This window comes from Agrobacterium sp. S7/73 (assembly GCF_019355535.1).
GTDB classification, from domain to species: domain Bacteria; phylum Pseudomonadota; class Alphaproteobacteria; order Rhizobiales; family Rhizobiaceae; genus Agrobacterium; species Agrobacterium tumefaciens.
Window position 1 is genome coordinate 1,740,499 of the sequence record NZ_CP072137.1, and the last position, 13,073, is coordinate 1,753,571.

General features: G+C 56.6%; 10 protein-coding genes and 1 pseudogene. 6 read left to right on the forward strand and 5 right to left on the reverse strand.

Going from position 1 to position 13,073, the window contains the following annotated elements; translation table 11 throughout:
• Positions 1–13: 13 nt before the first annotated feature.
• A complete protein-coding gene (locus J5276_RS22920) occupies positions 14–1,147 on the reverse strand; it encodes an ROK family transcriptional regulator (protein WP_174012366.1) in 1,134 nt (377 codons plus the stop codon).
• A gap of 294 nt (positions 1,148–1,441) precedes the next feature.
• Between J5276_RS22920 and J5276_RS22925 the strand changes: the two genes are divergently transcribed.
• The 4 genes from J5276_RS22925 to J5276_RS22940 all read left to right on the forward strand — a co-directional run bounded on the left by J5276_RS22925 (position 1,442) and on the right by J5276_RS22940 (position 6,374).
• Complete coding sequence (locus J5276_RS22925) at positions 1,442–2,434, forward strand: ABC transporter substrate-binding protein (protein WP_013762397.1); 993 nt, start codon at positions 1,442–1,444, stop codon at positions 2,432–2,434.
• A 116-nt stretch (positions 2,435–2,550) separates the two neighbouring features.
• Positions 2,551–3,636, forward strand: coding sequence for an ABC transporter ATP-binding protein (locus J5276_RS22930; RefSeq protein WP_004431090.1), 1,086 nt, complete (start codon positions 2,551–2,553; stop codon positions 3,634–3,636).
• A complete protein-coding gene (locus J5276_RS22935; RefSeq protein ID WP_035200257.1) occupies positions 3,633–5,318 on the forward strand; it encodes an iron ABC transporter permease in 1,686 nt (561 codons plus the stop codon). Before J5276_RS22930 ends, J5276_RS22935 begins: the two co-directional genes overlap by 4 nt.
• A gap of 99 nt (positions 5,319–5,417) precedes the next feature.
• On the forward strand, positions 5,418–6,374 hold the full coding sequence (locus J5276_RS22940; RefSeq protein WP_111795314.1) for a hypothetical protein: 957 nt from the start codon (positions 5,418–5,420) through the stop codon (positions 6,372–6,374).
• A gap of 32 nt (positions 6,375–6,406) precedes the next feature.
• Here the strand turns inward: J5276_RS22940 and J5276_RS22945 are convergent, their stop codons facing one another.
• The gene (locus J5276_RS22945; protein WP_025594990.1) at positions 6,407–7,474 is read right to left on the reverse strand and encodes a linear amide C-N hydrolase; all 1,068 of its coding nucleotides are present in this window, start codon (positions 7,472–7,474) and stop codon (positions 6,407–6,409) included.
• 138 nt (positions 7,475–7,612) lie between these two features.
• Between J5276_RS22945 and J5276_RS22950 the strand changes: the two genes are divergently transcribed.
• Both J5276_RS22950 and J5276_RS22955 read left to right on the forward strand, forming a co-directional pair.
• Positions 7,613–8,413 (forward strand): hypothetical protein, encoded by an 801-nt coding sequence (locus tag J5276_RS22950; protein ID WP_065663327.1) that lies wholly within the window; start codon positions 7,613–7,615, stop codon positions 8,411–8,413.
• A 208-nt stretch (positions 8,414–8,621) separates the two neighbouring features.
• Positions 8,622–9,572, forward strand: coding sequence for a bile acid:sodium symporter family protein (locus J5276_RS22955; protein WP_004431095.1), 951 nt, complete (start codon positions 8,622–8,624; stop codon positions 9,570–9,572).
• A gap of 144 nt (positions 9,573–9,716) precedes the next feature.
• Here the strand turns inward: J5276_RS22955 and J5276_RS22960 are convergent, their stop codons facing one another.
• The 3 genes and pseudogenes from J5276_RS22960 to J5276_RS22965 form a co-directional block, all read right to left on the reverse strand.
• Complete coding sequence (locus tag J5276_RS22960; protein ID WP_111795329.1) at positions 9,717–10,496, reverse strand: 2-keto-4-pentenoate hydratase; 780 nt, start codon at positions 10,494–10,496, stop codon at positions 9,717–9,719.
• 24 nt (positions 10,497–10,520) lie between these two features.
• Positions 10,521–10,760, reverse strand: a pseudogene (locus J5276_RS30440) (fumarylacetoacetate hydrolase family protein); the annotation flags it as partial.
• A gap of 242 nt (positions 10,761–11,002) precedes the next feature.
• Complete coding sequence (locus J5276_RS22965) at positions 11,003–12,766, reverse strand: ABC transporter ATP-binding protein (protein WP_111795315.1); 1,764 nt, start codon at positions 12,764–12,766, stop codon at positions 11,003–11,005.
• Positions 12,767–13,073: the final 307 nt, after the last annotated feature.

Sequence of the window (13,073 nt, forward strand, 5' to 3'; positions counted from 1 at the left end):
TGATGACTGGTGGTTATGCCCAACCCTTCAGCGCCCGGCCGGAATAATAGCTGGGCGTTGTGGCGCGGTAGATCGGTATGCTGGCGGCACCGAGATGGGGCAGGTCGCTCATCATCGATTTGCGTATTTCAGGCGGCTCGACGAAAAAGTCTTCGCCGAGCATTTCAAGCGAGCCGATGCGCTGGACGATGTGTTCAAGAACCCAGTCGGGTAGCGATCCGCCAAAAATGATGGCACCGGGATCCATCGTCCGGGCAACCGTCAGCGCCAGCAGACGAAGCTGGTCGGTCGCCCTTTCCAGCCAGGCAACCACGGCGGGGTGGTCGCAATAGCTTTCATCAATATCTTTCAAACGCCGGATGCCCACTCCGTGGGCGGCCAGCGTGTCGCAAAGGTCCTGTCCAGAGGGACGTGGATGGGATTTGGGAAACAGGCCGCCAAACTCGCCGGCATTGCCGTTCGTGCCGCGATAGAGATGGCGCTGAACCACAACGGCGCCGCCTATGCCGTATGTCAGCCAGATCATCGCAAAATTGCGGATGCTTCGACCCGCTCCGTAATACAGCTCCGAGAGGATGACGGTATTGCCGTCATTTTCGTGAAAGACCGGGAAATCGAAATAGGGCTGGAAGTCCTTGTCCACGTCGATGTCGCGCCAGCTCTCGAACTGCTTGATGCGAAAGACATGGCCTCGATCACGCTTGAAGTGGCCTGGAAAGCTGATGCCGCAGCCTAGCACATCCTTCTTTTTGATCTTTGCCTTTTCAACCACCTGTCGGGCGGCCGTCTCGGCCATCTCCATGATATGCTCGAAACTGTGCCCCTCAAGCTCGGACCTCATTTCCTGCCTGATCGTGCCGTTGAGATCGGCCAGGCAGACACGCAGATCGTCCGGGTTGAAATAGACCCCGAGCGTGAAAAGTCCGTTCGGATTGATCTCGATGGCAGTGGATGGCTTCCCCCGTTTGCCGTCGCTGCGCGCTTCCTCGGCTTCCAGGATCAGGCCGGATTCCAGAAGATTGGCCGTCAGGCGGGTGAGGGTCGGTGCGGAAACATCCATCTCGCGCGCCAGTTCGATGCGCGACATGCCTCCTTTGCCGCGCAGGATTTCGAGTAGACGCCGTTCATTGTAGCCGAGGTCGATCAACCAGGTCTCCCACGAGAAGTTAAGTCGGATGATTAGCGCAATTTCAGCGGCTGTGCACCTTGTTTTCCGGAACGTCCTGACTTTTCAGGTTCGAAGATTAACCGCGGCTGTCTTCAAATGTTGAGTTTTTTCAGACGGATATTGGATTTTTGTATTCAAGATAAATTGCAGCTTGACTAATTAATTTACGTAAAGAAAATAAATAGCAGACGGCGGGTAGCGACACGCAAAATCAATAAGAAATTATGTCGTACTGCCTTGCCAGTCAGGGAACAAAAAAACGGAGCACCCTTTATGCGTCAATCATGCACTATTTTCGCGCGCCTTGTTGCTGGCGCAACTTTCCTTGCCAGTGCGGCTTTCGCCCATGCCGAAGGTACCGTCGTGGTCTATTCGGCAGCGCCGCAGCAGCTCATGGATGAGTTGCTGCCCATGTTTGAAAAGAAGACCGGCACCAAGGTCGAGCTTGTCAAAGCCGGTTCCGGCGAGCTGATGAACCGCATCAAGGCGGAAAGCGGCAAGGCGGCTGGCGACGTGATCTGGAGTGTTGATGGCACCGTCATCGACTTTTCCGCCGACCTCTTCGAACCTTACAAGCCTGTCGAGGCAGCATCGATCAACCCTGCCTTTTCGCCGAGCACCAACTGGGTTCCTTTTACCGCAGTCGTTACGGCCTTCATCGTCAACAAGGAAGCGCTGAAAGGCGCGCCGGTTCCGACATCCTGGGCCGATCTTGCCAAGCCTGAATATAAGGGTCTGATTTCCTCGGCCCGTGCCGATCAGTCCGGCTCCGCCTATATCCAGATGGCGACGGTTTTGCAGGATTTCGACAGTGAGGAGAAGGGCTGGGAGGTCTATACCGGCATTCTCGGCAACTCCGTTCTTTCCACCTCGTCAGGCGCTGTTCCGCGTTTCGTCAATGATGGCGAGCAGGCGGTTGGTATCACGCTCGAAGACGCCGCCCTGCGCTACAAGCTTGGCAGCGCCCCGGTAGAGATCGTTTATCCGAAAGAAGGCACGGCAATCGCGCCTGACGGCATGGCGCTCGTCAAGGGTGCGCCGAACGCCGAAAACGGCAAGGCCTTCATCGATTTCATCGTCTCCAAGGAAGCGCAGGAAGTCGTGGTGAAAGCCGGTCGTCGCTCGGTCAGAACCGATGTTCCTGCCAATTCGGCGCTCGTTCCGCTGTCCGATGTTCCGGATGCGAAATACGACTTCAAGTGGGCTGCGGACAACCGCTCGCGTCTGATGGAAAAGTGGAACGAGATCTTGCTCGACGTCCAGTAAGAACATTGCCGGGGGCGGCGCGTCAGGCAGCCGTCCCCTGCTTACCTCTTTCACAACAGCATTTTCGTCCGTCCACCGTGGTCGCGTGCCGCGCAGGATATGTCATGGAGCAGCACATGGCCGCCGTAGAAATTACCAGCATCAAGAAAAGTTACCGGGATGTCGTTGCCCTCTCCGACATCAACATCTCCATTCCCTCCGGATCGTTTTTTACGCTTCTTGGACCCAGCGGTTGTGGCAAAACGACCCTTTTGCGCACGATTGCCGGTTTTCACCAGCAGGATAGCGGCAGCATCAGCATCGAAAGACAGGCGATCGAACATGTGCCGGCCCACAAGCGCGATGTCGGCATGGTCTTTCAGGATTATGCGGTGTTTCCGCATATTTCGGTATTTGACAACATTGCCTTCGGTCTGAAACAGCGCAAGGCGTCTTCAGCCGAGATCCGCGAACGGGTCGGCAAGATTCTCGATGTCGTGCAGCTCGCTCCCTATGCCAAGCGTATGCCTCACGAACTCTCCGGCGGCCAGCAGCAGCGTGTGGGTCTTGCGCGCGCACTCGTCATCAACCCGAAAGTGTTGTTGATGGACGAGCCGCTGTCCAACCTCGACGCCAAACTTCGCGTGGACCTGCGCCGGGAACTGCGTGAAATCCAGCAGGCCATGAACATCACCACGGTCTATGTCACGCATGATCAGGAAGAGGCGCTTGCCATGTCCGATCTGGTTTGCGTCATGTATGGCGGCGTCATTCAGCAGGCTGCACCACCCTGGGAAGTCTACAACAATCCCGCCAACCGCTTCGTTGCGTCGTTCGTGGGCGCAAACAACTTCCTGACGCTTGACCGTGCAGGCGGGCAGACATCCATTTCCGGCCACAAGGTCGCATTGCCGCAGGCGGATGCGATTTCCCCGCAGCGGAAGATCGTCGCCGCCATCCGCCCGGAGGCGATTTCTGTCGGTCCTGCCGCGATCGATGGTGACGAGCGCATCGAACTGCCCGTGACCATAAGACTGGTCAGCTTCACGGGGCGTGAGATGAACGTTGCAGCCGTTCTCTCGTCGGGCGAGGAAATCGAGGCGATCACCAAGCCATCGCCTGAGATCATTGCACTGCAGCCCAACCAGAAGACCACTTTCTCCTGGCGCGCGGCCGATGCGAAGCTGTTCGGCGAGGGCGTAACCGGGGAGCGCCTGTCATGACGGATATGACTGCGACTGCAACTCCCGGCGGTTTCCGCCTGCGACTGCCAGGTTTTTGGACAAGCGTGACGGTATTTGCCGTCATCCTGCTGGCGATATTCCTGATCCTGCCAATTTTCAGCGTCTTCTTCATCAGTTTCTTTGATGCCAAAACCGGTGCGTTCGGTCTCAGCAACTATGCGGAAGTGTTCACGCGACGTTTTTACACCGTCGCACTCTGGAATACGCTTCTCATCGGTGTGCTGGGCATGCTGGGCGCCTGCCTTCTCGGTATTCCGCTTGCCTTTTGCACATCCCGTTACCGCATCAAGGGGCGCACTTTTATTGCCACTTTCGCGGTTCTGGTTCTGTGCGCACCGCCGTTCATTGGTGCTTACGCCTGGATTATGCTGTTCGGTGCCAACGGTGCTGTCACCAATCTCTTGTCCTTCGCCGGCATTTCATTGCCGACGATCTACGGAATCCCGGGCATCGTGATGGTCTTCAGCCTGAAGTTCTTTCCCTACATCTTCCTGATGACGGAGAACGCGCTGAACACCATCAACAAGTCCTATGAGGACGCGGCGGAAAATCTCGGCTGCACGGCGTTCGAGCGTTTCCGCAAGATCACCTTGCCGCTGGTCTTTCCTGCAGTCAGCACCGGCGCGATCATCTGCTTCGTGCTGTCCATCGCCGATTTCGGAACGCCGGCAATCCTCGGCAAGGGCATCAGAACGCTTTCGACAATCGCCTATGCGCAATACACCTCCGAAATGGCCGGTACGCCAACCATGGCGGTGACGATTTCCATGGTGATGATTGCAATTTCGATGGCGGCACTTCTGTTGCAGCGGCACATTCTTGCCAAGCGTCGTTACGCCAGTTCACTGACCAACAGGCCGGTAAAGCAGTCCATGCGCCCGTTGAAGTCGTTCATCGTGCACGGCTTCTGCTATCTGGTCGTCTTCATCGCCATGCTGCCGTCGCTCACGGTCATCTACACCTCGTTCCTCGCAACCAGCGGTCCCGTCTTTACCGGCGGCTTCGGGTTGGACAGCTATGCCCGTATTCTTCGTGATTCACCGCAGGCGATTGCCAACAGTTTCACGTTTGCACTGGCTGCCGTGGTACTGATTGCGATCGTTTCCGGCCTGCTGTCCTTCATCGTGGTGCGACGCGACAATGCGGTCTCCGGCTCGCTCGATCTCCTGCTGATGGTGCCTTACCTCATTCCCGGCGTTGTCATGGCGATCGGCTACGTTACGACGTTCCGCTATCCACCCTTTGATATCACTGGGACGGCGCTCATCATCATCGTCCTAGTGTTTATCCGCCGGCTGCCCTACGGCGTCCGCTCCACGACATCGATCCTCAGGCAGATCAAACCGTCCATCGAGGAGGCTGCGGTCAATCTCGGGGCTTCGCCGGCAAAGACCTTCGTGTCGGTGACGGTGCCGCTGATGCTGCCCGGTCTCATCATCGGTTCGCTGATGAGCTTCATAACGGCTATCAACGAGCTGTCCTCGACGCTGATCCTCTACACGGCACGAACGATCACCATGCCGGTTCTCATATATGTTCAGGTGATTGACGGCGAGTTTGGCACGGCTGCGGCGCTTTCAACCGTCCTTCTGGTCAGCACCGGACTTTGCGTCTTCATTGTGTTCCGCCTCTCGGAAGACAAAGAAGCCTCTTTCGTCTGAAACCATACCAGCCCTCACCAAAAGCCCGCAGGAGCGGCGACATACGTGTCGCCGCCAGCCTCCCTCTGCCCAGCCTACCTCTGCAAGGAACACACGACGATGAATATCGCGAGCTTTTCGCAATCGAAATACAAGAACGCCGCAACGCCCGGGGACGATGTGGCGCTGATCATACCGGGACGGGTTCTGGCCGTTTTTGACGGTGCGACCGACCCGACCGGTGCAAGTTACGGCGGCTTGAGCTCGGGCCGTATCGCAGCACTTGCTGCCGCAAATGCCGTGGCGAAAATGGGCCTCGATGGCACACTGGAAACAATTGCCGCGCGGAAGCTCTTTCAGAACATCAGCGATATCTTGAAGCAGGAGGCCGAGCGCATCAATGCCAGCCATCCGCCGTCGACAACCCTGGCAATTGTTGCCGACCTGGGAGACAGTTTCCGCCTGCTTCTGGCTGGCGATTCCGGTGTGCGTATCAACGGCTCCCGGTTGCTGCAGCATGCCAAGCTTATAGACAAGGTAAGTACATCGGCGCGCATCCTTGTCTTCAAACAGCTTTTTGCCGCTTTGAGGGATGGTGATGCAGCTGAGGCACGCACGCGTGCGACCATCTTTTCCGGCCTGCGTTCCGCTGTCGAAAACGGCATCATGACTGCGCAGGAGGCGGAGAATGTTGTCATTGCCGCAGCCCGCATGAGCGGTCTTGAGAGCGATATCGAAGCAGTCGAGGAATTCCTGATGGGAGGAATTCGCGTCCAGCCGCAATTCGCAAACAGGCAGGGACACGTACTGGGATACGCCTCGGTCAATGGCGGAACGGTCATAGAAGAGGGGACGGTCGATCTTAGCATCGCCAAGGACACGCTTGTAAGCCTTGAAATCTTTTCCGACGGTTATCTGTCTCTGCCGGCTGGAACCGATATCGCTGACTGGGAAGCGGAATTTGACCGCGTCGAGGCGGCGGATTTTCACAAACTCGCCGACTATCCTTCGGTAAAAGGCTCAACGACGACCGAATTCAGCGATGACAGGACGGTCGTCTGCCTGAATGGCTGGTAAGGGCAGGGTGCGGCGCCGTCGCCGCGGCACTCTCAAAGTCCGAGGAATTTGAAAGGCTTGCTGTCCTTCAGCCTGTCGTTCGCCATGCCGGAGTAAATGTGGATCTGATTTGGCCCCAGGTCGAGTTTCTTCACGGAGCCTGTTTCTTTCGAGACGTCGAGCTTTGTCATGTCTATCCAGAAGATGTTCGGCGTCAAAGCGGATTCGAAGAAATAGAGCTTTCGCTTGTGGTCGATCACCGTGCGCCAGCGCGTTGAAGAAATGTTCGGCTGGTCGGGGGTGGTTATGCCATAGGGCACCGAGACGTTGCGGATGACGCTGAACACGCTGGCGATTGCCTCGACAGGGTCTTCGCTTTTGGGGATTGCATTGGCGTAAAACGCTGCGCGGGCAAATCGGTCCGATGCCCGGTTCGTGCCGGGAAGCATTACCGTGCCCCCGATCTGCGTCCAGTATTCGTTGAGGGCCAGCTGTTTGTCGAAAGTCGGGGAATTGGTCATCACCTGGTATTTGCGGCTGTGGTGAATGACCTGTTTGCCATCGATATATTCAACGATTGCGCTGTCGCCGCTGGCATCCGACAGCGATAGATGCAGCGTTGCGAGACGTTCTTCCCCCGGCACACTGTCCGTCACCACCGTGAAGGGGTTCTTTTCGAGTGCGTTGACGGCCTCGCCGACCGTGGCGAAATTGTCGAGTACATATTGCGCCCATGCCGCAATGGACAGTCCCGGAGACTTGCCATCATAGGCTGGGTAACTCGACTCGACCAGCCAGAGCACGTTGGCGGCAAGGCCAGCTTCGTTCATGCCATCCGTGGTGGAAATATCGTAGCCCGAGGCAATGACGCTTCCGTATTTCGAGGTCCATTTGACCGAGTTCGGCCCGGCCTCGCCAGATCGCTCCATTCCGCGCGGAAAGACCCAGATGTTCGTGCCAACATCTGTTTTCCAGTCCATGGAGCGGGCAGTCATGACCTGGTCGTTTTCACCCAGATAGACGAACCGTGTGCAGGCTTCGGCCACCGATGTCGCCAGCGTGGCAATGGAAAAAACGGTGGCGGTGCAGGCAGACAAAAAAGGGATGGTCTTCGGTCGCATGGTGCATCCTCCGGTGCTCGCGGCGCGATTGCAGCGTATGATAGAAAATCGGACTTGTTGCCGGATGTCAAATCGGTTTACCTTCGCTGCCGGACGGGGGGTAGGCCTTTGCTAAAATTATCTATTTTTTCGACCGTTATGGTTTTTTCCGCAAGCTTGGCCTTAGGTGCGGATGCGCAGAGTTTCACTCCCGCGGGAGTTGATCAACCCGATTGGGCGCTTCAGGTTACGGGCTATTTGTGGGCAACCGGGTTGAACGGCAACATTTCGCCGTTCCGGCGTGCGCCGACCCTTCACGTCGAGAAATCATTTTCCGACGTCATGGATGATCTCAACTTCGGGGGATTTGTTAATATCTGGGGGCGGTACGACCGCTTCGTTCTGTCCGGAGACTTGATGTATGTCGACACGACCGACAGCAAGGCCACCGGCCCGTTGCCGGCCCTGCAAATTCCCGGCTTGCCGACGCTGCCCCCGGGGGCGGCCATCAACGCTGATGTCGATACCCAGGAATTCATGGCAACGCTGCAGGCCGGGTATCGGATCGTGGATACCGAAGGGTTCACGCTCGATGCGCTGGCGGGTGCACGCTTCTGGCATATTTCCAACGAGGTTGCGGTTACGGCCAGTCACCCATTGATCGGCAGCGTGTCGGCAACCCATAAGGAAAACTTCGGCTGGGTGGATCCAGTCATCGGCGCAAGGGTATTTTTTGGCGTGACGGACCGGCTTTCACTTCAGGGTCAGGTAGACATCGGCGGATTTGGCGCAGGATCGGATCTGACATGGTCGGCCCTGGCGACGGTGAACTACATCTTTACCGATACACTCTCCGTCTCGGCCGGCTACAAGGTGCTTGATGTCGATTATTCGCATGACGGCTACGTCTTCGATTCGCGGCTGAGTGGCCCTGTTGTCGGGCTGACCTACAGGTTTTGACGGTTTACGCCCGACGCACACCCTGTGCGGTCTACCCGCCTGTGGTTGTGAAGATGCACTTCGCCCGCTGCGTCCGCGCTTTGCACTGATGTTTGTTGGGGCTCGTCCTGATCTCATCCGCGCATGGACCACTGACCGTCCCGCGTGACCTTGACACAGCGACCATGCCGACTAGACGGGGTCTCATGTTCATTGTGGGAGTATAGACATGAAATCGCTGGCAGCCGTTTCGGCTTTCGTGGGAAGAACCTTTGCGGTCTGGGTCATCTTGTTTGCCGTGCTCGGCTTTTATTTTCCAGAAACCTTCAAGCAGATTGCGCCGTGGATCGTTACGCTTCTGTCGATCATCATGTTCGGCATGGGGCTCACACTTTCGGTCGACGATTTTCGTGAAGTCGTGAGGCGCCCTGTTGATGTCACCATCGGGGTGCTCGGGCAGTTCCTCATCATGCCGTTACTTGCGGTGCTGCTGACCCTGCTAATCCCGATGCCACCGGAAGTGGCAGCAGGTGTCATCCTGGTTGGCTGCTGCCCGGGCGGCACATCGTCCAATGTCATGACATATCTTTCGAAGGGCGATGTCGCCCTTTCCGTCGCCTGCACGTCAGTGACGACGCTTGCTGCTCCCTTGGTGACGCCATTCCTCGTGTGGTTGTTCGCCAGCCAGTTCCTGCCGGTTGATGGCTGGGCAATGTTCCTGAGCATCGTCAAGGTCGTTCTGGTGCCGCTGGCACTTGGAGCCGCCTTGCAGAAGCTGTTGCCGAACGTCGTCAAAGCGGCTGTGCCTGCGCTGCCGCTTGTCAGCGTGATCGGTATCGTTCTGATTGTTTCGGCGGTTGTCGGCGCATCGAAAGGTGCGATAGCCCAGTCTGGACTGATGATCTTTGCCGTCGTGGTTCTCCATAACGGTCTTGGATATCTGCTTGGCTATTTTGCGGCGAAGGCGACCGGTCTCTCCCTCGCCAAGCGCAAGGCAATCGCCATCGAGGTGGGAATGCAGAACTCCGGTCTCGGTGCCGCTCTCGCGACAGCCTATTTCTCGCCTCTCGCAGCTGTGCCCAGCGCCATCTTCAGCGTCTGGCACAATATCTCCGGCGCGTTGCTGGCCAACTGGTTTTCGGGCCGCGTGGACACGACGGCGACGACGAAAGCCGGATAGGATTGCCGGACGAAGATTGGCCGACGGGATATGAAGCAGCCCGAAAGGCGTTCTTCGAAACATGACGCCTTAGAGCCGTAACGTCTCGACCAAAATCGCCATTGACGCGGAAGCACTATCCGCGTTGATGGCGGCAGGCGACGATCAAGAGCATGAAAGTGTGAAAGCCCCGACCGGTTTCATATCGATATAGGTGTCGGCGGCAAGGTCGCTTGTTATCGCCCCACAAAGGCTGCCGGTGGTGACGATCTGTCCGCGCTTCAGCGTTCCATTCCTATTGAGCTTGGAATTGGCGAAAGCGACGAGCGGGGCGAGTGGATCGGTATTAGGGTGTTTCACCACCGCATCGAAACGGATATCTGTGCCTTCGGTCACCGTCAGATGCGGCAGATCGCCGGTATTGTCGGCAAAGGTATCAACGATTGCCGCGTTGATTTCCGGCCCGAGAACAAATCCGCGATTGGCAAGACGATCCGCCAGAAAAAGCGGGAAGGGAACCTGGTTCTTTTCCACCAGCCGGTAGCCGAGAAGCTCGACGCCGAGGTGAACGGCGTCGATATGCGTCAATATATCGGCCCTGCTTAGCGGGGTTGCGGTTGCCGCGGGTATGTCGGAGGCGAGGGTGAAACAGATTTCCACCTCGATGCCTTCAACGTCTCTTCCAGTAAAAGACGCGACGTTATCCTCATCGACGCCATAACAATCGACCATCGGCGCAGCAACCGCGTTCCCGTCTGGCCGGATCGCCAGCTTCCAGCCTCCCACTTTTTTACCGGAAGCTTCAACGAAAGCGCGCTGAACGGCCATGGCATCTTCAAGGCTGTCTGGAACTAGGCCATCCACCTCGATTGACGCCAGCGGAATTTTGCCGCTGTTCAGGCCTGCTTTCACAAGGTCCTGGGCCAGTTTTTCGATCGCCGTCATTCCCGTCATCATCCTCGCTTCAGTCTATTGGGCGAATGCTGTCACGATTTGGCGCTGCTTGCCAAGGCCATCTATGCCAAGTTCGACGACTCTCCGGCTTTCAGGAAGACCGGCGGCTTACTTCCATGGCCGACGCGTGGCGGCATGCCGGTTGTGACGACGTCACCGGGCATGAGCCGCATCGAGCCAGAGCACTAGGTTTTGTAGATCGTCGATTTGGTCCGGGTTCACAAGCCATGGGGCGAGCGGACTGAAGCTTTGGCCGCCGAGGATGGGGCAATCGTGGTTGCCATCCGTCAGGGGAAGGAAGTCGTCGGCACCATGAGCGTTGCCGCGCCGCTAATAGGGTTGAGCGATGAACGCGTGGTAGATTCTGCCGCTCCTGGTGAGGGCAAGCGAGCGATATGGATATCGCCTTGTAATCGGCATAACCGGCCGAAGGTATCTGACGTAACAGGCAAGCTTAATAAGGATCGGGCGGCAATGCCGCCCGATAATTGTTTGACTTAGGCTACGTCCGCATCGAACTGGATGCTGTGCAAGCGCTTGTAGAGACCATCCGTTGCGAGTAGCTCGCGACGGCTTCCCTGCTCGACAACCTGACCATTATCCATGACGACAATCTTGTCGGCCCGGTTGATCGTGGAGAGCCGGTGGGCGATGACAATCGACGTCTTGTTAAACGTCAACCGCTCAAGCGCGTCCCGAACAAGCGCTTCGGATTCGGAATCGAGCGCGCTCGTTGCTTCGTCGAGGATCAATATGTCCGCATCTCTCAGCATGGCGCGGGCGATGGCAACACGCTGACGCTGGCCACCGGACAGACCGGAACCGTTTTCGCCAAGCTTGCTGTCATAACCATCAGGCATGCTCATGATGAAATCATGTGCGTTGGCCGCTTTGGCCGCAGCGATGATTTCCTCATCGGTAGCGTTGTCACGACCGACAGAAATGTTGTGTTTCACCGTTCCCGAGAAGAGGAAGGTTTCCTGACCCACGTAAGAAACATGCTCGCGCAGGCTTGCGAAGGACACATCGCGCAAATCCATTCCGTTGATCTCGACCGAACCGCTTTGCGGATCATAAAGACGCATCATGAGGTTGATGATCGTCGACTTGCCGCTGCCGGAAGGCCCGACCAGCGCAGTCATCTTGCCACCCTCGAAGAGGACGCTGACGTCCTTCAGAACCGGCTGGTTAGCAACATACTCGAAGCTGACGTTCTTGAGTTCCACATTGCCGCTTGCCTTGGGGAGCGGCTGGGCATCCTTCTTCTCGGCAAGTGTCAACGGCGCGTCCAGAACCTCGAACATCATACGCACGCCGATCATACCGCCCTCGATCTGGACACGCATGCGGGCGAGACGCTTGGCTGGCTCATAGGCGAGAAGCAGGGCAGTAATGAAGGCCATCAGGTCGCCCGGCGAACCACCTTTTTCAAGAACGGTGTAACCGGATACGGCGATGACGACTGCAATGGCGAGACCGGACAGTGTCTCCATGATCGGGCTGGTCGCCGCTTCAAGCTTCGCAATGCCATTGGCGCGTTGCTCGACATCGGATACCGCCTTGTTCATGCGCTGGCGCATCAGCTTTTCAAGCGAAAACGCCTTGATAACGCGAACCCCAATGCTGGTTTCCTGCACGACGTTGACGATCTCGCCGAGCGAAGCAAGTTCCGCTTCCATGATCTTGCGAACACGGCGCAGAACGAGACGAACACTTAAAATTGCCAGTGGGCCGATAATCATGGAGATAGCGCTCAGCAGGAAGTTCTGGGCGAACATGACAATGACTAGGCCGATGAGTGAAAAGAGATCGCGGACAAAAGAGGTAACGATTGTATCGATGACACTTCGTGCGGCCTGAGCATTGTATGTCACGCGGACAAGAAGTTCAGACGAGGGCAGATTCTGAAAAAAAGAGACGCCTTGCTTCAGCAGACGATCATAGATTTTACGCTGTTGCTCGGCAACGATGCTGTTACCTGCCTTGCTGAGATATAGACTTTGAACGAAGGTGGCGAAACCTTTGACGATAAAGATAACAGCTACTGCGAACGCGATCTCAAGAACGACGCTGAAGCCTTGTTTCAAATAAACGCTATTGACAATATCCCGCATAATCCAGGCGCTGAGAGATGTCGTTCCGGCAACAAGCAGCATCGCGACCATTGCCGCAGAATACCAGCCAACGTGCTTTCTGAAGTTCTCTTTGAAAAGCCGTCTTAGAAGTTTTTTGTCGTCCGGCGACAAAAATGATCCGATCACTGTGATATCCTTGCGAATTCATTATAATGTCAAAGGGAGGGTCCACATTGCCGCCACTGTGCTATCGTCAGCCTATAATACACGCTGTTGTCAACTTGGTGGCGGAGTAGGTCGCGTTCGAGGATTCTTTAGTCAGCCGCAGGCTGCGACCTCTAACGTTTTCTCCAGCCTGTCGGCAAATCCTTGTAATCTCTCCCGCAGGGAGTATTTTTCGACGGGCGATTTCTATCAACATCGCCCTCCGCCAAATAATCTCCATCCCTAGCCATGTCAACATATGTAGCGATTTCGTCTTGGCGCTAATAAT

Excerpts from the sequence above, each read along its gene's own strand:
- J5276_RS22925 (WP_013762397.1), top strand. The coding sequence starts at position 1,442 with ATGCGTCAATCATGCACTATTTTCGCGCGCCTTGTTGCTGGCGCAACT.
- J5276_RS22930 (WP_004431090.1), top strand. The coding sequence starts at position 2,551 with ATGGCCGCCGTAGAAATTACCAGCATCAAGAAAAGTTACCGGGATGTC.
- J5276_RS22935 (WP_035200257.1), top strand. The coding sequence starts at position 3,633 with ATGACGGATATGACTGCGACTGCAACTCCCGGCGGTTTCCGCCTGCGA.
- J5276_RS22940 (WP_111795314.1), top strand. The coding sequence starts at position 5,418 with ATGAATATCGCGAGCTTTTCGCAATCGAAATACAAGAACGCCGCAACG.
- J5276_RS22945 (WP_025594990.1), bottom strand. The coding sequence starts at position 7,474 with ATGCGACCGAAGACCATCCCTTTTTTGTCTGCCTGCACCGCCACCGTT.
- J5276_RS22950 (WP_065663327.1), top strand. The coding sequence starts at position 7,613 with ATGGTTTTTTCCGCAAGCTTGGCCTTAGGTGCGGATGCGCAGAGTTTC.
- J5276_RS22955 (WP_004431095.1), top strand. The coding sequence starts at position 8,622 with ATGAAATCGCTGGCAGCCGTTTCGGCTTTCGTGGGAAGAACCTTTGCG.
- J5276_RS22960 (WP_111795329.1), bottom strand. The coding sequence starts at position 10,496 with ATGACGGCGATCGAAAAACTGGCCCAGGACCTTGTGAAAGCAGGCCTG.